Source organism: Mesorhizobium amorphae CCNWGS0123 (assembly GCF_001686985.1).
Classification (GTDB): domain Bacteria; phylum Pseudomonadota; class Alphaproteobacteria; order Rhizobiales; family Rhizobiaceae; genus Mesorhizobium; species Mesorhizobium amorphae.
Map to the genome: position 1 here is coordinate 1,423,995 of NZ_CP015318.1, position 24,770 is coordinate 1,448,764.

18 protein-coding genes are annotated in these 24,770 nt (G+C 63.8%); 6 read left to right on the plus strand and 12 right to left on the minus strand.

The window, feature by feature from the left end; all coding sequences use genetic code 11:
- Positions 1 to 6: 6 nt before the first annotated feature.
- From A6B35_RS06780 to cueR, 3 genes are all read right to left on the minus strand, one after another.
- On the minus strand, positions 7 to 753 hold the full coding sequence (locus A6B35_RS06780; RefSeq protein ID WP_006206895.1) for an SDR family NAD(P)-dependent oxidoreductase: 747 nt from the start codon (positions 751 to 753) through the stop codon (positions 7 to 9).
- A 169-nt stretch (positions 754 to 922) separates the two neighbouring features.
- The gene (locus tag A6B35_RS06785; RefSeq protein ID WP_050900912.1) at positions 923 to 1,423 is read right to left on the minus strand and encodes an MmcB family DNA repair protein; all 501 of its coding nucleotides are present in this window, start codon (positions 1,421 to 1,423) and stop codon (positions 923 to 925) included.
- Positions 1,424 to 2,422: 999 nt separating this feature from the next.
- Positions 2,423 to 2,836, minus strand: coding sequence for a Cu(I)-responsive transcriptional regulator (gene cueR, locus A6B35_RS06795; RefSeq protein ID WP_006206892.1), 414 nt, complete (start codon positions 2,834 to 2,836; stop codon positions 2,423 to 2,425).
- Between the two features lie 226 nt (positions 2,837 to 3,062).
- Here cueR and A6B35_RS06800 point away from each other — a divergent pair, with 226 nt between their 5' ends.
- Positions 3,063 to 3,680 (plus strand): L,D-transpeptidase, encoded by a 618-nt coding sequence (locus A6B35_RS06800; protein ID WP_040584358.1) that lies wholly within the window; start codon positions 3,063 to 3,065, stop codon positions 3,678 to 3,680.
- Positions 3,681 to 3,833: 153 nt separating this feature from the next.
- Here the strand turns inward: A6B35_RS06800 and A6B35_RS06805 are convergent, their stop codons facing one another.
- The 8 genes from A6B35_RS06805 to A6B35_RS06840 form a co-directional block, all read right to left on the minus strand.
- Positions 3,834 to 4,403 (minus strand): NifU family protein, encoded by a 570-nt coding sequence (locus A6B35_RS06805; protein ID WP_006206890.1) that lies wholly within the window; start codon positions 4,401 to 4,403, stop codon positions 3,834 to 3,836.
- Positions 4,404 to 4,590: 187 nt separating this feature from the next.
- On the minus strand, positions 4,591 to 5,082 hold the full coding sequence (locus A6B35_RS06810; protein ID WP_006206889.1) for a universal stress protein: 492 nt from the start codon (positions 5,080 to 5,082) through the stop codon (positions 4,591 to 4,593).
- Positions 5,083 to 5,330: 248 nt separating this feature from the next.
- Entirely contained in the window at positions 5,331 to 6,398 is a 1,068-nt protein-coding gene (gene trpS / locus A6B35_RS06815; RefSeq protein ID WP_006206888.1) for a tryptophan--tRNA ligase, read from the minus strand.
- A gap of 150 nt (positions 6,399 to 6,548) precedes the next feature.
- Positions 6,549 to 7,889, minus strand: a complete 1,341-nt coding sequence (locus A6B35_RS06820) for a glycosyltransferase family 2 protein (RefSeq protein WP_244897096.1) — start codon at positions 7,887 to 7,889, stop codon at positions 6,549 to 6,551.
- 22 nt (positions 7,890 to 7,911) lie between these two features.
- Positions 7,912 to 8,442, minus strand: a complete 531-nt coding sequence (locus A6B35_RS06825; RefSeq protein ID WP_006206886.1) for a dTDP-4-dehydrorhamnose 3,5-epimerase family protein — start codon at positions 8,440 to 8,442, stop codon at positions 7,912 to 7,914.
- 274 nt (positions 8,443 to 8,716) lie between these two features.
- Entirely contained in the window at positions 8,717 to 10,327 is a 1,611-nt protein-coding gene (gene murJ, locus A6B35_RS06830; RefSeq protein ID WP_006206885.1) for a murein biosynthesis integral membrane protein MurJ, read from the minus strand.
- A 46-nt stretch (positions 10,328 to 10,373) separates the two neighbouring features.
- Positions 10,374 to 13,175 (minus strand): [protein-PII] uridylyltransferase, encoded by a 2,802-nt coding sequence (locus A6B35_RS06835; protein ID WP_006206884.1) that lies wholly within the window; start codon positions 13,173 to 13,175, stop codon positions 10,374 to 10,376.
- 185 nt (positions 13,176 to 13,360) lie between these two features.
- Entirely contained in the window at positions 13,361 to 14,155 is a 795-nt protein-coding gene (locus tag A6B35_RS06840; protein ID WP_244426143.1) for a glycosyltransferase family 25 protein, read from the minus strand.
- Between the two features lie 227 nt (positions 14,156 to 14,382).
- Here A6B35_RS06840 and A6B35_RS06845 point away from each other — a divergent pair, with 227 nt between their 5' ends.
- From A6B35_RS06845 to A6B35_RS06855, 3 genes are all read left to right on the plus strand, one after another.
- Complete coding sequence (locus A6B35_RS06845) at positions 14,383 to 16,890, plus strand: heavy metal translocating P-type ATPase (RefSeq protein ID WP_006206882.1); 2,508 nt, start codon at positions 14,383 to 14,385, stop codon at positions 16,888 to 16,890.
- A 44-nt stretch (positions 16,891 to 16,934) separates the two neighbouring features.
- Positions 16,935 to 17,327, plus strand: a complete 393-nt coding sequence (copM, locus tag A6B35_RS06850) for a CopM family metallochaperone (RefSeq protein WP_006206881.1) — start codon at positions 16,935 to 16,937, stop codon at positions 17,325 to 17,327.
- A 91-nt stretch (positions 17,328 to 17,418) separates the two neighbouring features.
- Entirely contained in the window at positions 17,419 to 18,264 is an 846-nt protein-coding gene (locus A6B35_RS06855) for an aldo/keto reductase (RefSeq protein WP_006206880.1), read from the plus strand.
- Positions 18,265 to 18,295: 31 nt separating this feature from the next.
- On the opposite strand, the gene mutS is transcribed toward A6B35_RS06855, so the two are convergent.
- Positions 18,296 to 21,019 (minus strand): DNA mismatch repair protein MutS, encoded by a 2,724-nt coding sequence (mutS, locus tag A6B35_RS06860; protein WP_006206879.1) that lies wholly within the window; start codon positions 21,017 to 21,019, stop codon positions 18,296 to 18,298.
- A gap of 239 nt (positions 21,020 to 21,258) precedes the next feature.
- Here mutS and A6B35_RS06865 point away from each other — a divergent pair, with 239 nt between their 5' ends.
- Together A6B35_RS06865 and A6B35_RS06870 are read left to right on the plus strand one after the other, a co-directional pair.
- Positions 21,259 to 23,538, plus strand: coding sequence for an NADP-dependent malic enzyme (locus A6B35_RS06865; RefSeq protein WP_006206878.1), 2,280 nt, complete (start codon positions 21,259 to 21,261; stop codon positions 23,536 to 23,538).
- A gap of 140 nt (positions 23,539 to 23,678) precedes the next feature.
- Positions 23,679 to 24,752 (plus strand): sensor domain-containing diguanylate cyclase, encoded by a 1,074-nt coding sequence (locus A6B35_RS06870; protein WP_006206877.1) that lies wholly within the window; start codon positions 23,679 to 23,681, stop codon positions 24,750 to 24,752.
- The last annotated feature ends 18 nt before the right edge of the window (positions 24,753 to 24,770 follow it).

Consider the following 24,770-nt stretch of genomic DNA (forward strand, 5'->3'; position numbering starts at 1 on the left):
CGCGCCTCATGCCGCCGCCGCAAGTCCGCTGCCGCTCACCGTGAAGGAGCTGCCTTCCGGTTTCCCGGTGGCCAGAGCGACCACCGCCCGGCCCACATCGGCCGGTGTCTGCAAGTCGGTCATGCCCGCAAGCATGTCTGCGGGCCGGATGCCCAAGTAGGCCGCAAAGCCATCGAGGCCGGCATCGCCTACCCCGGTCCCTGGCATGATGCGAGCCGGCGCAAGCGCCATGAAACGCAGGCCGAGGCCAAGGCGATCCGATTCCTTCTGGCAATGACCGGCCAGGAACATCTGCATGCGTTTTGCACCGGCATAGCCGCCGGCGAACGGGGGTCCCCCGCTCAAGGCTGCGCCACTGGAGATCAGCACGACCCGGGTCCCCGGCTTGAGCGGACCCGTGAGCGCGGCCTTGCAAAACAGGAACGCCGCCTTGACGTCCGTTTCCCAGTTTGCGGAGAACATCTCCCAATTCTGATCCTGTACGGGCACGGAGGGGGCAAGGGCGCCGGCGCAGATCACCAGGACGTCCGGCTCCAGCACGTTGAAAACCGCATCGGGCGCAGCCTCCTTCGTCGCGTCGGACGCAAGGGTTTTCACACCGGGCATCTCGTTGAAGAGTTCTGTCAGGGCTGCTGCGCCGCGGGCGACGGCGAGAACGGTCGCCCCTTCGCCACGTGCTGCTTCCACGATCGAGCGGCCGACACCCCGGCTGCCTCCGATGACGACGACATTCTGACCTTTTAACGATCCCATGGATCACCTCGCTTTCCGGCCACTGGACCGTCCAGCGCCTATTGATCAGGACAGCGCAGGGGAGCGGAAATCATCGGTGCGGGCTCAGAAACTTTCTCAGGGGATCGACAGGGCCCGCGCGGAGCCCGATTCGGGCGGTCAGCCCTGCCGCCAGCGCGCCGAGGCGAACCTATTCGCTCTCGCCCTCCAGTGCGGGCACCGCCACGCCAGCCAGTTCCGCCGCCAGCAGCCGCGAAGCCCCGGCACGCGCGATCCTCAGCATCAGCGCCTTGCGCGTTGCCGCCGCCATGCGGTGCTCGGGCGCGTCGCGCAGGATCTCGGCGCCGTAGCCGTCGGAGAGGATGAAGCCGCATTCCACGGGAAAGATCTCCGCCGGCACGCCGGGATGCGTGGCGAAGAAGAAGCGGTCGGAATGCAGCCGGTAGTCGGGCCATTTGCGGTCGACCCGGAAATCCTCGATCGAGGATTTGATCTCGATGATCCAGATGTCGCCCTGGCGGGTCAGCGCCACAAGGTCGGCACGGCGGCCGGTGGCCAGCGACAGTTCCGGCAGCACATGTGCGCCCATTTGCATGAGCAGCCGCTGCACGCCGCGCCGCACCAGTAGCGCGCGCTCCGACTGTCGGCCGTCGATCAAAGGGTTAAGTGGAATCGGGGAAATGATGGGCATGGCGGGCACCATGCCAGATTTTGTTCACGGTTTGAACCCATGAACGGCACGAGGCCGGTGAAACGCCTTTAGTGACCACTAACGTAGCTAGGAACGCGTGCCGGACTTTCCATGAACGAAAGGCCACCAGCCTAGCTCGAATGGCTTATGGCGTTGCGTCGCCGTTCATACGACGGAACGAGACAGGCTTTATCGCCGGTAAGGCTTGCGGGCACGCTGCATCTTGCCGGTGATGTCCTTCGCGGTCTTCATCAGCGCCTCATGCAGTGTCTGGAGCGAGCAATGCTCGCCGTAGGCGGCGGGACCGGCTCCGTTCCCACGTTGAATGAGCCGCAGCCTATGCCTGTCACATCAGCTTAACAATTCTCTGGTAGCTAAGGCCCATAGCCTAACTTTTCCTCCGCCCCGCCAGCTTCATCCAAAGCAGACGGGGCTTATTTTTTGTTGAAGACGTTGCTGCACCGGTCCTGTTCCGTGCCATTGGATGGAAGCTGCATCCTTGCCGGTGATGTCCCTTCGCCGTCTTCAACAGCGCCAAAACCTGGAGCGAGGCGGTAGTGATCGCAGCCAGGCGATATCGGCGGCCGACGATGCTCTTGTGCAGGCCGCGATCGTAAATTGACGGACCCAGCCAAGATTTGATGGCTGCTACGCAAAGGGTCAATTGCACCCAAAAGAAGTCAGGCCAGGACAGTTTTCAGCCTTGAAGGTCCACGAGCGCGGATCATATAAGAATATATACTTTTCCCATTGCTTCAGGGGTAGGCATGGCGGTGAACAGGGCAGCATCAAAAAGCGAGAGGCTCTCGGCCTTCGACCTCGATGCTCTGCGCGAGGTGTTCAGGAAGTCGGTTCGTGAGCATGACGTCTCAGCAGCCGATTGGGCGGAACACGCCAAATTGTTCCTCAAGCGGACAACCAAGCGCGAAGCTGGCAAGGAAACTATTGGCCGCGTCGTTTAGGCGGCCCGGTATCAGCCATTGATGCCACACCATCGCGCTATGCCGTTGGCGCTCGACTACCTTCAGCCGCCCCAGCCATATCATCCAAAATCGGGCAGTCCGGCCGGTCGTCGCCATGGCAGGCGTGGATCAGTTTTTGTAGTGTCGCCCGCATCGACTGCAACTCGCGCACCTTCTCCTCGATGGCGCTGACGTGGGCGGCGGCGATCTCGCGCACATCGTGGCTGGCGCGGCTGCGATCCTGGTAGAGCGCCATCAGCTGGCGGCAGTCGTCGATGGAAAAGCCGAGGTTGCGCGCGCGGCGCAGGAAGGCCAGCCGATGGATATCGTCGCCCGAGTAGTCGCGGTAGCCATTGCCAGCGCGCGCCGGCGCGATCAGGCCGATCTCTTCATAGTAGCGGATGGTCTTGGCCGGCAGGCCGGAACGCTCCGCGGCAGCTCCGACATTCATGGCGTCTTCCCTGGTTTCGGCAGCTCCCGGAACTGCCCCATTGAAATTGCTTCACAATCCTGTGACGGCTGTTGCCGAAATGCCGCAGTCGCGGGCTTACCGGCACGTAAGGTCCTGCATATAGGCATCCCGCGCTTGGCAAGCAACGCAAATGCCAGCATGAATGGTTAAGGAAAAAGCGGCCGACTCGTGCCGCGATCAACTGGGCTGGGCATCGGACCTATTCATGCGCATGAAGTCGTTTGCAATTGTCGCTGCCCTCGCGCTGTCGACCACCATTAGCGGTTGCAGCACCATCGGCTCGCGGCTGTTTTCCAACAACTACGGCGCGGTCACCGATGCGGGCTATCAATTGCCGCGCATCCCGATCGAGAAGGTGCCGGCGAAGTATCACCGGCAAGAGGTGAATTACGACACCAGGGAAAAGCCGGGCACCATCATCGTCGATACCCAGAACAAGTTCCTCTACTTCGTCGAGGGCGACGGCCGCGCGATACGCTACGGCATCGGCGTCGGCCGTGAGGGCTTCGAGTGGCACGGCACCGCCCGTATCGCGATCAAGCGCGAATGGCCGACCTGGACGCCACCCTCGCAAATGATCAAGCGCCAGCCCGAGCTCGCCAAGTTCGCCGGCGGCATGGACCCCGGCCTGAAGAACCCGCTCGGCGCGCGCGCCATGTACCTGTTCAACAGGGGCGGCGACATGGGCTACCGCCTGCATGGCAGCCCGGAATGGAATTCTATCGGCAAGGCGATGTCGTCGGGCTGCATCCGGCTGATGAACCAGGACATCATCGACCTCTACGACCGCACGTCGGTCGGCGCCAAGGTCATCGTGATGTGACACCCTTTATTACGCGGACCGTCTAGGCAACAAATGGACGTCCAAAAACAGAAAACCGGGCAATTCGGCCCGGTTTTTTGTTGTCCGCGTTCTGAAGTTGCGAAGCGTTTTTGAGAACTCGCCCTGCTTGCCGGCAGGGCATGGCGACGGAAGTTAGGAGACCTGTTCGACCTGCTGCACCTCGGGCACAAAGTGCCTGAGCAGGTTCTGGATGCCATGCTTCAGCGTCGCCGTCGACGACGGGCAGCCGGCGCAGGCGCCCTTCATGTGCAGGAACACGGTGCCGTTCTCGAAGCCGCGGAAGGTGATGTCGCCGCCATCCTGGGCAACCGCCGGGCGCACCCTCGTGTCGAGCAGTTCCTTGATGGTGATGACCAGCTCTTCGTCGGCCTTGTCGTAGAATTCGCCGGTCTGGCTGGTCTCGGCGGCGGGGCCAGCCCTGGCCATGACGGGCGCGCCCGACATGAAGTGCTCCATGATGGCGCCGAGGATCGCCGGCTTCAGATGCTGCCAGTCGGGGCCGTCCTTGGTCACGGTGATGAAATCATAGCCGAAGAAGACGCCGGTCACGCCCGGGATCTCGAACAGCCGGCCGGCCAGCGGCGAAGCTCCTGCCGCACTGTCGGCGTCGCGGAAATCGGCGGTGCCTTCGCGCAGCACTTCCTTGCCGGGCAGGAACTTCAGCGTCGCCGGGTTCGGCGTCGATTCGGTCTGGATGAACATGGCTGTCTCCATGCCCGTGTCGGGCAATAGTTTGGAATAGTTCTAAATAGGCTCTATCGGCTGGACATTCAAGCGAAACGCGTCGCCCGAACGGCTGGCTGGCGGAATGTTTTTTCAGCGTCCCTGCGACGCGCTTTTGGGCGTATTGAGCTTCAGGTCAGGCCGGCCGCACCTGAGTATCGATACCTCAGGCCAGGCTGTCGATCTCCTCATCCGAAAGATTCTGCGGCACCACGGTGACGGGAATAGGGAAGGCGGCGCCTTTGCCGGCTACCGCGCCGACCAGCGGTCCGGGGCCTTCCTTGCCGGCGCCGGCCGCCAGAACAAGGATGGCGATGTCCTGGTCTTCCTCGATCAGTCTGTGGATCTCTTCGGTCGGTTTGCCTTCGCGCACCACCAGCTCAGGCTCGATGCCGAGCTTCTGGCGCACCTTGTTGGCATAGCTGTCGAGCGCGGTGCGCGCCGTGGCGTTGGCCTCCTCGCGCATGATCTTCTCGACCCCCAGCCAGTGCTGGAAATCGTCCGGCTCGATGACATAGAGCAGCACCAGCACGCCACTGGTGCTCTGCGCCCGCTTCGAGGCGTAGGCGACGGCGCGCTCGCATTCCGGCGTGTCGTCGATGATCGCCAGGAACTTGCGGCGATGTCCGGCTTCGCGACTGAGGCGCTTGGAGACCATGTCTATCTACCCAGTGTCGTGATTTCGAAGTTCGCCTGATTTTGATATCGCGCGCGGAGCGAACTTCGAATCAAAACGACACTAGAAATCAATAGTTTGCTCGCTTCCCCGATTTTGAAATTCGCACTGCCTTTGATATCCAACTCCGGCGAATTTCAAAATCAGGGAAACGAGTGGTTTCGGCCGCAATCTGCCACCCGCGCTGACCGGCCGCAAGCGGCCGGCAGTGGGGATGGTGACAGGACAGATCAGCCTTGCAAAAGACCGATGATGTCGCGCACCGTCTTCATCGTGGATTCCGCCAGGGTGCCGGCACGTTCGCCACCGTCCCTCAGCACCGCGTCGACATAGGCGCGGTCGCCTTCGATGCGGCGCATCTCGCCGGCGATCGGCGCCAGCCTGTCGACGGCAAGGTCGGCCAGCGCCGGCTTGAACACCGAAAACTGCTGGCCGCCGAATTCCTTCAGCACATCTGCCTTCGAGAGTTCGGCAAGGCCGGCATAGATGCCGACCAGGTTCTCCGCCTCGGGCCGGCCGGCAAGGCCGTCCAACTCGCTCGGCAAGGCTTCTGGGTCGGTCTTGGCCTTGCGGATCTTCTTCGAGATGGTATCGGCGTCGTCGGTCAAATTGATGCGCGACAGGTCCGACGGGTCCGACTTCGACATCTTCTTGGAACCGTCACGCAGGCTCATGATGCGCGCCGCCGGCCCGCCGATGACCGGTTCGGTCAGCGGGAAATAGCCGTTCACCGTCTCCTCGCCGACCTGCATCTCGACGCCGACGCCAAGGGCCGCGATGCGGTCCGAAAAGTCGTTGTTGAATTTCTGCGCGATGTCGCGGGTCAGCTCAAGGTGCTGCTTCTGGTCCTCGCCCACCGGCACGTGCGTGGCGCGATAGAGCAGGATGTCGGCGGCCATCAGGCTCGGATAGGCGAGCAGGCCGAGCGAGGCGTTCTCGCGGTCCTTGCCGGCCTTGTCCTTGAACTGCGTCATGCGGTTCATCCAGCCGATGCGCGCCACGCAGTTGAAGATCCAGGCAAGCTCGGCGTGCTGCATGACCCGCGACTGGTTGAAGACGATGTGCTTCTTCGGGTCGATGCCGGAGGCGAGGAAGGCCGCGGTGATCGAGCGCGTCTGGTCGGCAAGGTCCTCATAGACCAGCTGCGCGGTCAGCGAATGCAGGTCGACGACGCAATAGATGCAGTCGGACTGTTCCTGGAGGGCGACGAATTTCTTGATGGCGCCGAGATAGTTGCCGAGATGCAGATTGCCGGTCGGCTGGACACCGGAAAAGACAAGTGGCTTGAAGGCGGTCATGATGTCCTCATGGCTTGTGGAGGGCCGTATAAGCGTGATTCCAAAAAGTTGCAGACTTTTTGGAGCCAATCATGCGGCTGGAAACCGCACGCGGCGAAAGTCTTCGACGGCGCGCTTATGGACGAAGACCAAAAAAGCGGCAAGAGGGGATCAGCGGGCCGGGCGGAACTTGGCGAGCAGGCGCTTGCCCCTTGCCAAATTGGCGAGCACCCGATTGCCCGTTGCCGACCTGGCGAGGAACCGCTTGCCCTTGGCAACAAGGCCTCGCCACCCAAGCGGCGTGACCTCGATGTCGGCCACGCCGATGCCGTTGCGGCCTGCGGGTCTCTGCAATCTGGTGAGGTGAAGCTCCAGGATCGTATGATCGTCCTTTCGCAGCGCCGTTTCGAACGTCGCTTGCGCGTTCCAGAGATCGCCCACCTGGCGCACCCCGGAAATGCTTGCCACAACCGGCTGGCCATTTACGGACAGTTTTAGCCTGGTCAGCGCCTCGCGTTGAACGTGCCGGATGTGCAGGCAAATCCGCGCCTTGCCGGCATATTTGAACGGCACAAGCAGCTTCGGGCGTGGATTGCAGCCGACCCAGAGGATCCAGTCGCCACCTGCTTGGAACGGAGACCAGTCGAGCGCCTTTGGCGAGCTGTCCTGCTTGACCACCTCGCGCTGCCTGAGGCTGCTCAGATTCGGGCGAACGATGCCCTTGTTCGTCGCAATCTGGGTCGCGAGCTGACCCTTCTCGAAGCGCTCGTAGTCCGGATGGACCATGATCATGTAAGTGTTGGCTGCCTTTGCCTTGGTCAGTTCGGAGGCCAGATAGCCGTCAAATCCTGGCCTGGCCATTCGCCTGGCCATTCGTTCCTGCTCGTCCGAGCCTTGGCTCATATAGCTAAGGTAACGGTGACCGGCCGCGAATTTCTGGACAGTGATCCGCTGCGTCGACACAAAACGCATGCCTGACTTTGCCGCTCGCAACATGAAATCCGCGTCGACGGGCGCAGTTATCTCTTTCGGACTGCGCCATTTGCCGATCCGATCGACAACGTCGCGTCGGTGGCCGAAACTCGAAGGCGGGAAGAAGTGCTTGAGAGCGGCGTCCGGTTCGCTGAAGATGCCGGTCACCCACCGAAAATTGCTTGCCCTGGGGCCATGAAAGATCGTGCCGCTTACGACAAAATCCGGTTGCTGGTTATGCCCGAAAAGATCGGCGAGTGCCTGGAGATGGTCCGGAGCCCAGAGATCGTCATGACCGAGATAGGCGATGTATTGCCCGCGCGCCAATTCGATGCCCGCATTGTTGGGGAAGGCCTGGCTGCCGCCGCGCTCTGACAGGGTGGACCAGCGGATTTGAGGGGACGCAAGCGCCTGGACGACATCCGCGGTATCGTCCGTGCAGCAATCGCCCACCACCAACAACTCGAAGTCCTGGCGGGTTTGGCGCAACACCGATTGTATCGACGGAAGGATATGCCTACCGCGATTGTAGGTGGCCATGATGACGGAAAACGTCGTCACGTTATTCGAATTTGTACGGGATGCCCGGGTGATCGAAGCGGAGCCGCGACTTGTCCGGATTTTTAGGGTCGTAGACGTTCGTCGGCATGTTGACGAATGTCGCGATGCTCTTGCCACGGTTTTGAACCCCGTGAACGACATAGGGCGGGATTGTCAGCAGGATCTTGTTGGCCGCGCCGACGTCGAGAACGTTCATTTTTTGGTATGTCGGGCTATCCTTGCGTAGATCGTAGAGCACGACCCTGATGTCGCCATTTGTATAGGCGAGCCGGTCGAACTGTCGCTTGTGATAGACCCATGCCCTGATCGATCCCACCGCGGCTGATACCAGATAGACATGCGGCGGCGGGGTGACGGGCTCCAGCAGTGACGACATGAGGACCGTAAGGTCGCCACGCTCGTCGCCTCTTGTGACCAACCGCTGGATCCGCACGCCCGCTACCAGATTTTCGCCCGGAATGTCCTCCAGAAACGGAACGTCGTCTCCCCAAGGTTTGTCATCGATGAAATCTTCGAGCGACAGCGTTTCCATCGAACCCCCAACATTAGCGCAAGTCTGACCTTGCCCCTTGCGTTATGTCCGGTCGGCGCCGAAGGCAATACCCCGAATGGGCGATGGCGGCTCAGCGCGGGGCAATTGCCTTGCGAGCTTCAACCTCGGCCCGAGGCAACCTCGCCTTCCATCGAGGCCACTCGCGGTTCCGCAACAACGCCATCCGCCTGAACACGGCGGACTGCTTTCACCACGCTTGCGCGCGCGTGTTACCAAGCCGTGCCGATGCTTCCATGGCCCGTAGAAATCAGGCTCACGGATCTGGAGACTGTTCCGTGACCGATGGCGCCGTCGCCTTTGCCGAACCGCGCTTGATGTTCCTTCGGATCATGCCGAAATCGGCGCCGCCGGTTGTGAAGGCGGTGACGAAATAGAGCGCCGCCCCGCCGGCGACCAGTGCCAGAACCGTCGTTGCCTTGACGACCAGTGGCGAACCCGGGCCGAGCCTGACGGCCAACCAGTGCTCAGCGAAATAGAGCGCCGCTCCCATCACCGCCGCCGACAGCACCAGCCGGGGGATGCGTTTCAAGAGCGGCAGGTCGCGACCCCAATGGCCGCGCCGGATCAGCACGGCAAGCAGCATCAGCGCGTTGACCCAGCCGGCGACGGCCGAGGCTACCGCAATGCCCGGCGCGCCCATCGACGGGAACAGCGTCAGCGCGGTCGCGACGTTCACCGCCACCGAGATGGCGGCAAACATCATTGGCGTACGCGTGTCCTCGCGGGCGAAATAACCGGGGGTGAACGCCTTGATCAGCACGAAGGCCGGCAGGCCCAGGCCAAAGATCGCCAGGATCGCCGCCACGGTCGGCGTCGAATGGTTGGCGGCAAAGGCGCCGCGCTCATACACCAGCCGAACGATAGGCTCCGACATGACCCAGAGGGCGACGGCCGCCGGCAAGGTCATGAACAGCGTGAACTCGACCGAGCGGTTCTGCAGATTAGCCGCCTCGATCAGGTTTCCGGATTTCAGCGCCCGCGACAGTTCCGGCAACAGCACGATCGCCACCGCGACGCCGACGACGCCAAGCGGCAACTGGTAGATGCGGTCGGCATAGGCGAGCGATGACACGGCGCTGTCCTGCGCCGAGGCGATCGCCGTGCCGATCAGCTGGTTGATCTGGGTGATGCCGCCGGTGATCGCCGCCGGCAGCGCCAGGATCAGCAGCCGCTTGACGCTGGGCGTCATTTTCGGCCGGCGAAAGCCGATCGAGATGCCGGCATGGCGCACCGCCACCCAGACGATGGCGAGCTGCACCAGCCCCGCGGCGAGCACGCCCCAGGACAGGCCGAAGCCGACGGCGTGGGCGTCCAGCCCGTTGTACCAGGCATAGGCCAAGACGCCGATCAGGATGATGTTGAGGAACACCGGCGCCACGGCGGCGGCGAAATAGCGGCGCAGCGAATTCAGCATGCCGGCCATCATGGCGCCGAGCGACATGCAGATCAGGTAGGGAAACATGATGGTCGCAAGCCGGACGGTCGTCTCGAACTTGCCCGGCGTGTCGGCAAAGCCCGGCGCCACCAGGTAGCGCACGATCAGCGGCATCGCCAGTTCCATGACGATGGTCAGCGCCAGCAACGCCGTGAACAGCACGCCGAACACCTCTTCGGAAAAGCGCTTGGCGCCCTCGGTGCCGTGGGTCTCGATCTCCTTGGCGAACAGCGGCACGAAGGCGGCGTTGAAGGCGCCTTCGGCGAACAGCCGGCGGAAGGTGTTGGGAAACTGGAAGGCGGCGTTGAAGGCGTCGGCGACCGGCCCTGTGCCGAGTGCGGCCGCCATCAGCATCTCGCGACCGAAGCCGAGCGCGCGGCTCATCAGCGTGCCGGAAGCGACGGTGGCGAATTTCTTGACAAGGCTCATGCGCGGGGAGACTGACCGTGGGAATGGGACAAAGTGATGGTGATCCTCACTCGGCGGCCGCCTTGGCCTTGCCGTTGCGCTCCGGCGCGGTGCCTTCGAGGGTCTCGATCAGCCGCTTGTGAATGGTGGCCATGCGCGTCGGGCTGTCGATCTTCTGTCCCGTCAGGTCGGTGACATAGAAAGTGTCGATGACCTTCTCACCAAAAGTCGTGATGTGCGCCGAGGCGATGTCGAGCGAGAGATCCGACAGCGCGCCGGTGATCTCCGACAGCAGGCCAGGCCGGTCCAGCCCCTCGATCTCGATCACCGAGAAGCGGTTCGACAGCGTGTTGCGGATTTCAGCCCGCGGCGGAATGCGGAAGACCTTGGCGCCGCGCCGGGGCTTGGTGCGCTTCTCGATCATTTCGGGCAGCCAGCTCTTGCCTGACAGCACGTCCTCGATCAATCGGCCGACGCGCTCGGCGCGGCGGCGCTCATCCTCGTCGAGGTCGAATTCCCGGCTGATCAGGATGGTGTCCAGCGCGCGGCCGTCGGAGGTGGTGAAGATCTGCGCGTCGACGATGTTGCCGCCGGCTCCGGCGCAGGCGCCGGCAATCACCGACAGCAGGCGCGGATGGTCCTGCGCCAGAACGGTGATCTCGGTCACGGCCTCGAACTGGTGGGTCTTGACCATGGTGGCGAGCTTCTTGCCCGCCGCGTCCGCCTCGCGGATGAATTCGGCGTGGCGCAGCTGGTCGGCGAGGTCCACGGTCAGCAGGTAGTTCTCGTAGTGCTGGGCGACATAGCGCTTGCGGTCCTTGGCCGGCCAATCCGCCAGCGCCTCGGCCAGCCGCTCGCGCGCGGCGGCAGTGCGCTCGGCGCGCGACACTTCAGAGAATCCACCGGTCAGAAGCAGCTCGGTCTCATAATAGAGCGTACGCAGCAACTGGCCCTTCCAGCCGTTCCACACGCCCGGCCCTACGCCTCTGATGTCGCAGACGGTCAGGATCAGCAGCAGCTTGAGCCGCTCGACCGACTGCACGATCGAGGCGAAATCCTCGATCGTCTTGCGGTCGTTGAGGTCGCGCGTCTGCGCCGTCATCGACATCACGAGGTGGTTCTCGACCAGCCAGGCGACGGTTTCGGTGTCGGCCGCCGACAGGCCCATATGCGGGCAGATGCGCCGCGCGATGCGCGCGCCGGCCTCCGAATGGTCCTCCAGGCGCCCCTTGGCGATATCGTGCAGCAGCACCGCCACATAGAGCGCCTCGCGGCTTTTCTTCAGTCCCGGCATCAGCGTGTGCGACAGCGGATGCACCTTCTCGCCGTCGCCGCGCTCGATCTCGGCCAGCACGCCGATGCAGCGGATCAGGTGCTCATCCACCGTATAGTGGTGGTACATCGAGAACTGCATCATGGCGACGATCTTGCCGAAGTCGGGGATCAGCTTGGCGAGCAGACCTGCCTCGTTCATGCGCCTGAGGTTGAGCTCGGCGTTACGATCCGAGGTCAAGATGTCGAGGAACAGCCGGTTGGCCTCCTCGTCGCGTCGCAGCGACTTGTTGACCAGGCCGAGCGAGCGGGTGAGCAGCTTCAGCGCATCGGGGTGGAACTCCAGCCCATGCTTGTCGGCGAACCAGAACAGCCGCAAGAGATTGACCGGATCGCGCTCGAACACCATGTCGTCGGCGACGTTGATGCGGTGGTTGTCGACGATGAAATCGGACGTGCCGGCGAGCTTGCGCTTGCGGCGCGAGAAGGTGAGGAAGATACGGTTGAAGCCAGGCACATGCTTGGCCTGTTCCTCCTCCAGTGCCGCGCAGAAGATGCGGGTCAGGTCGCCCACGTCCTTGGCGACGAGGAAGTAGTGCTTCATGAAGCGCTCGACCGCCGACAGGCCGGGATGGGTGGTGTAGCCCAGCCGCTCGGCGATCTCGCGCTGGATGTCGAAATGCAGCCGCTCCTCGGGCTTGCCGGTGAGGAAATGCATGTGGCAGCGCACCGCCCACAGGAAATCCTCGGCCTTGAGGAATTCGCGGTATTCGGCTTCGGTGAAGACACCCTTGTCGACCAGTTCCTCGCCGGTACGCACCCGGTAGAAGTACTTGGCGATCCAGAACAGCGTCTGCAGGTCGCGCAGGCCGCCCTTGCCGTCCTTGACATTGGGTTCGACGAGATAGCGGCTTTCGCCGGCCTTGGCATGGCGCTCGTCGCGCTCGGCAAGCTTTGCCTGCACATATTCGGGGCCGGTCGTGCGCACCACCTCGTGGTCGAAACGCGTCAGAAGCTCGTCATAGAGTTTCAGCTCGCCCCACAGGAAGCGCGCTTCCAGGATCGAGGTGCGGATGGTGATGTCGGTGCGCGACAGCCTCAGGCACTCGTCGATGTTGCGGGTGGCGTGGCCGACCTTCAGGCCGAGATCCCACAGCATGTAGAGCATGTATTCGACGATCTGCTCGCCCCACGGCGTCTGCTTGTAGGGCAGCAGGAACAAAAGGTCGATGTCAGAGCCTGGGGCCAGCGTGCCGCGGCCATAGCCGCCGACCGCGACCACGGCCATGCGTTCGGCAGAAGACGGGTTCTTGACGCGGTAGACATGGGTCGCGGCGAAATCGTAAAGCGCGCGGATGAGTTCGTCCATGAGATGCGACAGCCGGGCGGCGCAGGCGGTGCCGCCGCCATCGTCCTTCAGCATGGTCTCGGCGACCTTGCGGCCGTCGGCGAGCCGGCCCTTGAGCAGTTGGAGGACACGGCTCCGGATGGCCTGGCCGGAACCGTCGCCAGCCGTTGCCGCGGTCAGCGCCGTCATCTCGCGGCGCAAGGCGTCGCCGTCGATCAGCTCGTCGAGTTTCAGGGATATTTTTGCCATATGCGGAGGTCGGTCTCGCCTTTTCGGCGGCGTCTATAGCGCGTTTTCGCGGTGCTGGGTATGGGGCGGTCGAACACGCTTGCCCTGGTGTTCGAACGGGATGGTCTTCCACTGCCGCAGCCGGAAGAAGTCGGCGAGCTGTCGTGCCGGGCCTGGCCGTGGCATGAAAAGAGAAACGTGATTATCTACAGCGCCTTCAAACGATGCCCAGGACGAGGCGGACGGACACTTTTGCCATGATAGCGGAACGGAATGATCATTTCCCGCTCCAGGTGGGTAATTTCGCTGGCTTGGTGCCATATCCGTTTGAACTCGGTCAGGACTTTTTCGCGAGTAGACCTCTTTCGTTTTTCGCTGGCAGGCGTCGCCGGCGCCCTGGGTGTCGCATCAATGATCTGGCTTGGCAGCACGGCTTCGTCATCGCTCAGGAACTGGGTCTGCATGCACAGCGCCGGTATGAGCTGATATGTTGTCTTGCGCCACGATGTCTGGAAGGCGGGATCGAACATCACGCAATCGACCTGAGCGGCGAGCTCATATGTTGCCTCGATAAGATCGCGCGCGGCCCGTTTCGAAACGATATAGCCCGCAGTGCCGAGATGCCCCCCCAGGAGCCTGGACACGGAATGGCCGTAACCGACGGAAGTGTGCATTCTGGAGACAGAGGTCTTGCTGAAGACTGTCTCCAGCTTGACGATGTCGGCATCGGCCGGAATCCAGTCGCTGTCGGCAAACAATGGGCGGGCCACGGCTGAAATCAGCACGTCGTCCTCGAGGATTGCGGCGTAGGCATCATTGCTTTCAGCAACGATGCGCCAACATGCAATGTGGCTCAGAAAGCATGCGATCTCGGCATCGGACAAGTTCGACGGAAAGGAATTCCTGTATGGCGCACTCGCGGCCATGTCGGATGGATTGCATGCATCGATCGCCGCAACCCGTTCAAACGCTACACCGATGCGGGCCAGCTCAGCCGTCATGTGGGCAAGCCGGTCCCGGGACCGATCGAGGTTGATGACCAGACACTTCATTTAGAGCGGGGATCGATGCGATTGCGGGAAGTGGGCGTCCATAGCATATGGGCGTAATCGCGTGCGGTATTTTTTCGCCGACCACGCCTCGGCACGAAAAGTCGAAACGGCTCTTGACCTTCCAGTTACTGGAAGCCCTACCTCCGCACCAGATCGAGACATAAGAGGCATTTCGGATGGCCCATTCCGACCATAGTCACCAAGCGCACGCCGGCGGCTGCTGCTCCGCCAAAGGTGTTGCGCCTGGCGCCGAAGCCGTCATCCGCGATCCGGTCTGCGGCATGACCGTCGATCCGGCCGCCGGCAAGCCGATGGCCGAGCATGGCGGCCAGGTTCGCCATTTCTGCAGCGAGCGCTGCCGTGCGAAATTCGTCGCCGAGCCGGAAAAATACCTGACGGCCACCGATCCGGTGTGCGGCATGAGCGTCGATCGCGCCACCGCCAAGCACTTCTTGCGTCACGAGGGCCAGGGTTTCTATTTCTGCTCGGCCGGTTGCAAGGCGAAGTTCGAGACAGAGCCGGCGAAATATCTCGGCGATAGGCCAGCGCCGCAGGCAATGCCGAAAGGCACGCAGTACACCTGCCCGATGCATCCCGAAATCATCCGCGACAAGCCTGGCGCCTGCCCAATCTGCGGCATGGCGCTGGAGCCGATGGGCGTACCGACCGGCGACGAGGGGCCGAACCCTGAACTGGTGGATTTCACCAGGCGCTTCTGGGTCAGCGCGGTGCTGTCCTTGCCCTTGCTGATCATCGCCATGGCGCCGATGCTCGGCCTGAGCTTCGAAAGCCTCATCGACGATCGGACGAAGACATGGGCAGAACTGGCGCTGGCGAGCCCGGTGGTGCTGTGGGCGGCATTCCCCTTCTTCCATCGTGGTTGGCAGTCGGTCTTGAACCGCAGCCCCAACATGTGGACGCTGATTTCGCTCGGCGTCGGCGCTGCCTACCTCTACAGCGTCGTCGCCACGCTGTTCCCGGATATCTTTCCGCATCAATTCCGCGGCCATGGCGGTACTGTCCCGGTCTATTTCGAGGCCGCCGCCGTCATAGTCGCACTGGTGTTCCTCGGCCAGGTCCTCGAACTGCGTGCCCGTGAAAAGACCGGCTCGGCGATCCGCGCCTTGCTCGACCTGGCGCCAAAGACGGCCAGGCTGATTGGCGCGGATGGCTCCGAGACCGACGTGCCGCTCGACACGATCAAGGCAGGCGACCGGCTGCGCATCCGCCCCGGTGATGCCGTGCCGGTCGATGGCACTGTGATCGAAGGCCGCTCGTCGGTCGACGAATCGATGATATCTGGCGAGCCGCTGCCGGTCGAAAAGACCGAAGGCGATGCCTTGACCGGCGGCACGCTCAACAAGAACGGGGCGCTGATCATGCGCGCCGACAAGGTCGGCGCCGAGACGACGCTGGCGCGCATCGTCGAGCTCGTCGCCAAGGCACAGCGTTCACGCGCGCCGATCCAGGGGCTGGCCGATCGCGTCTCCTTCTATTTCGTGCCGGCCGTCGTGCTGGTCGCGATCATCGCCTTCGTCGCCTGGGCAATTCTCGGTCCCGAGCCGAGCCTCATCTTCGCCATCGTTTCGCTGGTGTCGGTGCTGATCATCGCCTGTCCCTGCGCGCTCGGCCTGGCGACGCCGATGTCGATCATGACCGCGACCGGGCGTGGCGCCCATGCCGGCGTGCTGATCAAGGAAGCGGCGGCCCTCGAAAGCTTCGCTGCGGTCGATACGCTGATCGTCGACAAGACCGGCACGCTGACCGAGGGCCGGCCGCGATTGACCGACGTCGTCGCCGCCGAAGGCATGGTGGAGAATGAATTGCTGGCGCTCGCCGCCGCCCTCGAAAAGGGCTCGGAGCATCCGCTGGCCGAAGCCATCGTCGACGGTGCCGGCGAACGGGGCCTGAAGGCCGCCGACGCCAGCGATTTCGAGGCGGTCACCGGCAAGGGCGTCTCCGGCACTGTATCGGGCAGCAAGGTCGCGCTCGGCAACGTGGCGATGATGGCCGATCTCGGCATCGACACCGCGCCGCTCGGTGAACAGGCAACGGCGCTACAAACGGACGGCAAGACGGTGATGTTCGTTGCCGTGGGCAAGAGGCTGGCGGGCATCGTCGCCGTCGCCGATCCGGTCAAGGCGACGACAGCGGTGGCGATCAAGGCACTGCATGACAGGGGCTTGAGGATCATCATGGCGACCGGCGACAATGAGCGCACGGCCAAGGCCATCGCTGCAAAACTCGGCATCGACGAGGTTTGCGCCGGCCTGCTGCCGGAACAGAAGGCGGCCCTTGTCGAGGAATTGCGCTCGAAAGGCGCCGGTGTCGCCATGGCCGGTGACGGCGTCAACGATGCGCCCGCACTTGCCGCCGCCGATGTCGGCATCGCCATGGGCACCGGTGCCGATGTCGCGGTCGAAAGCGCCGGGATCACGCTGGTCAAGGGCGACCTCAACGGCATCGTCCGCGCCCGCACGCTCGCCCAGGCGACGATCCGCAACATCCGCCAGAACCTGTTCTTCGCCTTCCTCTACAATGTGCTCGGCGTGCCGGTCGCGGCCGGCGTGCTCTATCCGCTCACCGGCACGCTCCTGTCGCCAATGCTGGCGGCGGCGGCGATGAGCCTGTCCTCGGTCTCGGTCATCGGCAATGCGTTGAGGCTGAGAACGTTGAAACTCTGAGCAAAGCTCCCAAATACGACATTCCATTCAACAGGAGATCACGGATGAATCTGGCCAAGAAGATTGTGCTTTTGCTGATGGCTGCGGGAATGCTGCTCGCGGTGTTCCTTGAAAGCGTCCCTGCACAATCGGAGGAGATGAAGCACGACATGTCCGGCATGGCGATGGGCGCGGAAAACCCTTCGACCGCCGGCTACAAGGCGGCGATGGACAAGATGCACGCCGACATGATGGCGATCGAAAGTACCGGCAATGCCGATGTCGATTTCGTCCGCGGCATGATCCCGCATCATCAGGGCGCGATCGACATGGCCAAGGTCGAGCTTGCTAACGGCAAGGACCCGGAAATCCGCAAGCTGGCCGAGGGGGTTATCGCCGCGCAGGAAGCCGAGATCAAAGAGATGCAGGCCTGGCTCGCCGCCCATCCGGTGAAGTAGCGGCGGGCGTAACCGCGAACGTTCGGACGGGACTTTCGTCTGGATTTCACGGCTCGCCTGTGCTGCGATCCGGCGCCAACTGGAGCACGTCATGCCGTCAACGATCAGAACCACCACTTTACCCTCGGGCGAAGCCATTGCCGTGCTCGGCCAGGGCACCTGGAAAATGGGCGAGGATGCACGTCGCCGTGCCGATGAGGTTGCCGCGCTCAGGCTAGGGCTGGATCTCGGCATTACCCTCATCGACACCGCCGAAATGTATGCCAGCGGCGGCGCCGAGGAGGTGGTGGCGGAGGCCATTGCCGGGCGCCGCGACGACACCTTCCTGGTCTCCAAGGTGCTGCCGTCCAACGCCTCTCGCGCCGGCGTGCAGCGGGCCTGCGAGAGCAGCCTGAAACGCCTCGCGACCGACCGCATCGATCTCTATCTCTTGCATTGGCCGGGCAGCGTGCCTTTGGCGGAGACGGTCGAGGCGTTCGAGGCGCTGAAAAAGGCCGGCAAGATCCGCCACTGGGGCGTCAGCAATTTCGACACCGACGAGATGGAGGACCTGGTCGGCCTGCCTGCCGGCGGCGATGTCCAGACCAACCAGGTGCTCTACAATCTGTCGCGGCGCGGCCTCGAATTCGACCTCGCGCCGTGGAGCCGGCAACGCGGCATTCCGCTGATGGCCTATTCGCCGGTCGAGCAGGGCGCCTTGGCGCGCAACACCAGGCTTGAGGCCATCGCCGCCCGCTACAATGCCACCCCGGCGCAGATCGCGCTTGCCTGGGTGATGGCACAGCCAGGCGTCATCGCCATACCCAAAGCAACGAGGCAGGAGCACGTGCGCCAGAACGCCGCAGCGCTCGACATCAGGCTCGGTTCAGAGGATCTGGCCGAGCTCGACCGCGCCTTCCCGCCGCCGACCCGCAAGCGCGGGCTGGAGATGATTTGAGCGGCAGCTTCGGCGACGCCGCTTTTTACTTTTACTTCCCCGCCATTCCCTTCAGCCTGTACAGCGCCTCCAGCGCCTCGCGAGGCGTCATCTCGTCGGGATTGATGTCGCCCAGCGCGGCACCCAGCGCATCGTTCTTCACCGGCTTCGGCGCTTCCCGCTTCACCGCCACCGAAAACAGCGGCAGGTCGTCGACCAGCCGGTTGGCCTTGCCCGAAACCTCGCCTTCCTCCAGCTGGTGCAGCACTTCCTTCGCCCGCCCGACCAGGGCTTCCGGCAGGCCGGCGAGCCGCGCCACCTGGACGCCGTAGGAGCGGTCGGCGGCACCCTTGCCGACCTCGTGCAGGAAGACCACGTCGCCTTCCCATTCCTTGACCCGCATGGTGACGTTGTGCAGTCGCGGCAGCTTGCCGGCCAGCGCCGTCATTTCGTGGAAATGGGTGGCGAAGATCGCCCGGCAGCGGTTCTTCTCGTGCAGATATTCGACCGCCGCCCAGGCGATCGACAGGCCGTCGAAGGTGGCGGTGCCGCGGCCGATTTCATCGAGGATCACCAGCGCCCGCTCTCCCGCCTGGTTGAGGATCGCCGCCGTCTCGACCATCTCGACCATGAAGGTCGAGCGGCCGCGCGCCAAATCGTCGGAGGCGCCGACACGCGAGAACAGCCGGTCGACGACGCCGATATGGGCGCTTTGCGCCGGCACGAAGGAGCCGGTCTGGGCAAGGATGGCGATCAGCGCGTTCTGCCGCAGGAAGGTCGATTTGCCGCCCATGTTGGGGCCGGTCAGCAGCCAGATCGCGCCGTTCTTCGCGCCGCCTTCCGGCGACAGGTCGCAATCATTGGCGACGAACGGTCCTTCGCCCGAACGCCGCAGCGCCTGTTCGACCACCGGATGCCGGCCGCCGGAGATATCAAAGGCGAGGCTGGCATCCACCACAGGACGGCACCAGGCCTCGCTTTCCGACAGCAGGGCAAGTGCCGCCGAGACGTCGATCACGGCAAGCGCCTCGGCGCCGGCGCGGATGCTGTCTGCTTCGCCGACCACTTCCGCCGTCAGCCTGTCGAAAGTGGCCAGCTCGATGCTCAGCGCCCGGTCGGCGGCGTTGGCGATTTTTGTCTCGAGTTCGGCGAGCTCTGTTGTCGTAAACCGCATGGCGTTGGCCATGGTCTGACGATGGATGAAGCGCGCCTTGGCGCCGTCGCTGCCGGTCATGATCGAATGGTGGTTGGCGGTTACCTCGATGTAGTAGCCGAGCACATTGTTGTGCCGGATCTTCAGCGAGCGGATGCCGGTCTCATCGATCAGCGAGCGCTCCAGCCCGGCGATCACTTTTCGCGATTCGTCGCGCAGTGCCCGCATCTCGTCGAGCTCGGCATGATAGCCGCCGCGCACGAAGCCGCCGTCGCGCTTGAGCAGCGGCAGCTCCTCGCTGAGTGCCTGCGTCAGGTGCTCCGAGAGCGGGCGCGGCAACGCCTTGATGGCGGTGAGCGCTGCCGCCAGTTCCTGGGGCAGGGCGGTCGCGGCAAAGATCTCGGCGATGGCGTCCGCCGCCTCGAAGCCGGCGCGCAGCGCGCCGAGATCGCGCGGGCCGCCGCGGTTGAGCGCCAGCCGGGACAGCGCGCGCGGCATGTCGGCGACGCTCTTCAGGCTCGTCCGCACCGCCTGGCAGAGCCGCGTCTCCGAACGGAAGAACGACACCGAATCCAGCCTGGCGCCGATCGCCGCCGGGTCGGTCAGCGGCGCCATCAGCCGGTCGGCCAGCAGTCTTGCGCCGCCGCCGGTCACCGTGCGGTCGATCGCCTTGAACAGCGAGCCGTCGCGGCTGCCCGACAGAGTGCGCAGCAGCTCCAGATTGCCACGCGTCGCCGGGTCGATGAACAGTGTCGAGCCCTGCTCCTCGCGCTCTGGACGTGACAGAGGCGGCCGTTCGGCCTTCTGCGTCTTCTCGACATAGGCAATCGTGCCGGAGATCGCCGACAGCTCGGCGCGCGAAAACGCACCAAAACTGTCCGGGGTCGCCACCTCGAAGAAGCGGGCGATGCGCCCCGCCGCCGAGGCCGAATCGAACAATGACGGCGGCTGCGGGCTGGCGACGCGGCCGATGACGTCGAACACCGGCTTCAGCTCCGGATCGTAGAATACCGGTTCGGCAACGATCAGCTCGCGCGGATCGACCCGGAACACATCGGCCAGCAGCCGGTCGGCGGTGGTTTCGGCAACGCGGAAGATGCCGGTCGAGATCTCGATCCAGGCCAGCGCGAAGGAATGCTCCGCCCCGCCCTTCACGCGCCCCAGCGCCATCAGGAAACTCGATTCCGACGGCGCCAGCAATTTGTCCTCGGTGATGGTGCCGGGCGTCACCAGCCGCACCACGTCGCGTCGCACCACCGATTTGCCGCCGCGCTTCTTGGCTTCCGCCGGATCCTCGATCTGCTCGCAGACGGCAACGCGAAATCCCTGGCCGATCAGCTTCTGCAGATAATCGTCGGCCGCATGCACAGGCACGCCGCACATCGGGATGTCATGGCCCTGGTGCTTGCCGCGCTTGGTCAAGACGATGCCCAGCGCCCGGCTCGCCTTCTCGGCGTCGTCGAAGAACAGCTCGTAGAAATCGCCCATGCGGTAGAACAGCAGCGAATCCGGGTTCGCCGCCTTGATCTCGATATACTGCTCCATCATCGGCGTTGGAGCGGCAACAGTCGCAGGCGTCATCGCCTCTGGGGCGTCGGGCTCGGTTGGCGTGTGCATGTTCATGCCGGCACGCTAGCAGATGTGCTTGCCAGGTTTAATGCCGGCGGCTCGAAAAGCAGGGGAAGAAGCGGCCGCACCCGCTGTTGCCGGCGCCGGACCGCCAACAGCCTGCGACATGCAGGATGCGCTTTTCCGGATCGCTTGGCGGTTTACAGCGTCCTCATGTGGCCTTAATCCGGAAGCTCACAAAAACATGGCATCCATCTCAAGGGTGTCGCACCGGCGAGGAAATCAAAAGCATCATGGCCAGGAAAACCGAAAACAGCGGTCCCTCCGTCAGCGCGCAGGAGGCGCTGGAATTCCACGCCATGGGCCGCCCGGGCAAGCTGGAGATCGTCGCCACCAAGCCGATGGCGACGCAGCGCGATCTCAGTCTCGCCTATTCGCCGGGCGTCGCCGTTCCGGTGCGCGCCATCGCCGAGGACCCGAGCCGCGCCTTCGACTACACGACGCGCGGCAACATGGTCGCCGTCATCTCCAACGGCACCGCCATCCTCGGCCTCGGCAATCTCGGCGCGCTCGCCTCCAAACCGGTGATGGAGGGCAAGGCGGTGTTGTTCAAGCGCTTCGCCGATGTCGATTCCATCGACCTCGAGGTCGACACCGAGGATGCCGACGAGTTCATCAACTGCGTGCGCTTCCTTGGCCCCTCCTTCGGCGGCATCAACCTCGAGGACATCAAGGCGCCGGAATGCTTCATCATCGAGCAGCGGCTGCGCGAATTGATGGATATTCCCGTCTTCCATGACGACCAGCACGGCACCGCCATCATCTCGGCCGCCGGCCTGATCAACGCGCTGGAGATCACCGGCCGCGACATGAAGACCACGAAGATGGTCTGCAACGGCGCCGGTGCCGCAGGCATCGCCTGCATCGAGCTGATGAAGGCGATGGGTTTTTCGCCGGAAAACATCATCCTGTGCGACACCAAGGGCGTGGTCTTCCAGGGCCGCACCGAAGGCATGAACCAGTGGAAGTCGGCGCATGCGGTCAAGACCGAGGCACGCAGCCTGGCCGAGGCGCTGGATGGCGCCGATGTCTTCCTCGGCCTCTCCGCCAAGGGCGCGCTGACCACCAAGATGGTGCAGTCGATGGCCAAGAACCCGATCATCTTCGCCATGGCCAATCCCGACCCGGAGATCACGCCGGAGGAAGTGGCCGAGATCCGCACCGACGCCATCATGGCGACCGGGCGCTCGGACTATCCGAACCAGGTCAACAACGTGCTGGGCTTCCCCTACATCTTCCGCGGTGCGCTCGATGTCAGGGCCACCACCATCAACGACGAGATGAAGATCGCCGCGGCACGCGCGCTGGCCGAACTGGCGCGCAAGGACGTGCCCGACGACGTCGCCGCCGCCTATCAGGGCAACCGGCCGAAATTCGGCCCCAACTACATCATTCCGGTGCCGTTCGACCCGCGTCTGATCGCGGCTATCCCGCTTGCGGTGGCAAAGGCTGCGATGGAGTCGGGCGTAGCCCGCAAGCCGATCCTCGACCTCGACCGCTACGCGCAGGAGCTGTCGGCCCGCCGCGACCCGATCGCATCGACCTTGCAGCGCATCTATGACCGCGTCCGCCGCCAGCCCAAGCGCATCGTCTTCGCCGAGGGCGAGGAGGAGCAGGTGATGCGCGCCGCCGTCTCCTATGTGAACCAGAAGCTCGGCACCGCCATCCTGCTCGGCCGCGACGACGTCATCAAGGAAAACGCCAAGCACGCCGGCATCGAGCTCAACAAGCAAGGCATCGAGATCATCAATGCCAGGCTGTCGCGCCGCAACGGCATCTACACCGACTATCTCTACGAGCGCATGCAGCGCAAAGGCTTCCTGTTTCGCGATTGCCAGCGCCTGATCAACAACGACCGCAACCATTTCGCCGCCTGCATGGTGGCGCTGGGCGATGCCGACGGCATCGTCACCGGCGTGACCCGCAACTATTCCACCGCGCTCGACGACATCCGCCGCATCATCGACGCCAAGCCCGGGCACCGCGTCATCGGCGTGTCGATCGTGCTGGCGCGGGGCAGAACGGTGCTGGTCGCCGACACCGCCGTGCACGATATGCCCAATGCCGAACAGATCGCCGACATCGCCGAGGAGGCGGCCGGCTTCGCCCGCCGCATGGGCTACGAGCCGAGGCTCGCCATGCTCGCCTACTCCACCTTCGGCCATCCGCAGGGCGAACGCTCCGAGCGCGTCCAGGAAGCGGTGCGCATCCTCGACAAGCGCCGCGTCGATTTCGAGTATGACGGCGAGATGGCCGCCGACGTGGCGCTCAATGCCCGCGCCATGGCGCAATACCCGTTCATCCGCCTGACCGGCCCCGCCAACGTGCTGATCATGCCCGCATTCCACTCGGCCTCGATCTCGACCAAGATGCTGCAGGAACTCGGCGGCTCGACCGTCATCGGCCCGCTGCTGGTCGGCCTGAACAAGCCGGTGCAGATTGTCTCGCTGAATGCCAAGGACAGTGACATCGTCAACATGGCGGCGATTGCGGCGTATACGGCGGGGGCTTGAGGGACGCTCCGTGCAGAGCCCGAAACGCCGTCGGACTAATCCCATAAGAGATTGATAATATTCAGCTGATATAGAGCCTCTTTGCCGACTTGCCGTAAGGGCATCTGCGGCGCGCTCAGACCGCCAAACGGGGGTGCGGCATGAAGCATGACGGGGTTTCTGTATCCGCGGTCGGCCACGGGGTCTACCACGACGAGCGGCTGGATGCGCTGCTCAGCATTACTGGCCGCATGGACGGCTATCTCTACCGCTGCCGCAACGATCAATCCTACACCATGCTCTATATCAGCGACGGCATTTTCACCGTCAGCGGCTTTCCACCGACGGATTTCGTGCACAACGCCGTTCGCGACTATGTCTCGGCCATCCACCCGGACGATCTTGCCTCGGTCTATGCCGCCGTCGACGCCGCGCTCGAAGCGCGCCGCAACTGGAACGTCGACTACCGCATCGTGCCCAAGGTTGGCGAACCGCTCTGGGTCCGCGAGATCGGCGGCGGCGTCTGGGACGATGCCGGCGAGCTCGAATTCCTGGAAGGGTTCGTCGTCGACATCAGCGACCGCAAGGTCGTCGAGGATCTCAACGCTGAGCTGCTGCAGGATCTGAAGGTCGCCAATGAGGAGCTCTCCGCGCAAAAGCGCGAGATCGAGTTGGCCAAGCAGCAGAGCGACCATTCGGCCAACCACGACCTGCTGACCGACCTGCCCAACCGGCGCGCCTTCCACAACGAGCTCAAATCGGTGGTCGCCCGCTGCGGTGGCAACGGCGAGGCGGCGGGCCTGCTTTTCATCGACCTCGACCGGTTCAAGGATGTCAACGACACGCTCGGCCACGAGGCCGGCGACGCCCTGCTGCAGCGCGTGTCGAGCCACCTTCGCTCCGTCCTGCGCAGCGACGATTTCGTGGCGCGGCTCGGTGGCGACGAGTTCGCCTTGCTGTTTTCGGGGCAAGCGGACCAGGCAAGGCAAAAGGCCGTGCGCGTCGCCGAACGCGTCCTGGAACGGCTTCGAATCAAGGTTCCGGCGCCGAACGGCGACATCCAGGTCGGCTGCACCATCGGCGTCGCCATCTATCCATCCGAAGCCGGCGATTGCGACGCTCTGGTCGCGCTGGCCGACCGGCTGATGTATGTCGGCAAGAAAAACGGTCGCGACCGGCTTGTCACCTCCGACGCTCTGGAGCCTGCAGCCAACAAGCATCGCCGAAGGGCCTGAGCGGCGCGCCCTCGAAAT

Bases quoted from the DNA above. Each gene is read 5' to 3' on its own strand.
- A6B35_RS06820 (WP_244897096.1), bottom strand. From the start codon at position 7,889: ATGGCCACCTACAATCGCGGTAGGCATATCCTTCCGTCGATACAATCG.
- A6B35_RS06825 (WP_006206886.1), bottom strand. From the start codon at position 8,442: ATGGAAACGCTGTCGCTCGAAGATTTCATCGATGACAAACCTTGGGGA.
- A6B35_RS06835 (WP_006206884.1), bottom strand. From the start codon at position 13,175: ATGGCAAAAATATCCCTGAAACTCGACGAGCTGATCGACGGCGACGCC.
- A6B35_RS06805 (WP_006206890.1), bottom strand. From the start codon at position 4,403: ATGTTCATCCAGACCGAATCGACGCCGAACCCGGCGACGCTGAAGTTC.
- murJ (WP_006206885.1), bottom strand. From the start codon at position 10,327: ATGAGCCTTGTCAAGAAATTCGCCACCGTCGCTTCCGGCACGCTGATG.
- A6B35_RS06785 (WP_050900912.1), bottom strand. From the start codon at position 1,423: ATGCCCATCATTTCCCCGATTCCACTTAACCCTTTGATCGACGGCCGA.
- A6B35_RS06800 (WP_040584358.1), top strand. From the start codon at position 3,063: ATGCGCATGAAGTCGTTTGCAATTGTCGCTGCCCTCGCGCTGTCGACC.
- A6B35_RS06840 (WP_244426143.1), bottom strand. From the start codon at position 14,155: ATGACGGCTGAGCTGGCCCGCATCGGTGTAGCGTTTGAACGGGTTGCG.
- mutS (WP_006206879.1), bottom strand. From the start codon at position 21,019: ATGAACATGCACACGCCAACCGAGCCCGACGCCCCAGAGGCGATGACG.
- A6B35_RS06855 (WP_006206880.1), top strand. From the start codon at position 17,419: ATGCCGTCAACGATCAGAACCACCACTTTACCCTCGGGCGAAGCCATT.
- trpS (WP_006206888.1), bottom strand. From the start codon at position 6,398: ATGACCGCCTTCAAGCCACTTGTCTTTTCCGGTGTCCAGCCGACCGGC.
- cueR (WP_006206892.1), bottom strand. From the start codon at position 2,836: ATGAATGTCGGAGCTGCCGCGGAGCGTTCCGGCCTGCCGGCCAAGACC.
- A6B35_RS06810 (WP_006206889.1), bottom strand. From the start codon at position 5,082: ATGGTCTCCAAGCGCCTCAGTCGCGAAGCCGGACATCGCCGCAAGTTC.
- A6B35_RS06780 (WP_006206895.1), bottom strand. From the start codon at position 753: ATGGGATCGTTAAAAGGTCAGAATGTCGTCGTCATCGGAGGCAGCCGG.
- A6B35_RS06865 (WP_006206878.1), top strand. From the start codon at position 21,259: ATGGCCAGGAAAACCGAAAACAGCGGTCCCTCCGTCAGCGCGCAGGAG.
- copM (WP_006206881.1), top strand. From the start codon at position 16,935: ATGAATCTGGCCAAGAAGATTGTGCTTTTGCTGATGGCTGCGGGAATG.
- A6B35_RS06870 (WP_006206877.1), top strand. From the start codon at position 23,679: ATGAAGCATGACGGGGTTTCTGTATCCGCGGTCGGCCACGGGGTCTAC.
- A6B35_RS06845 (WP_006206882.1), top strand. From the start codon at position 14,383: ATGGCCCATTCCGACCATAGTCACCAAGCGCACGCCGGCGGCTGCTGC.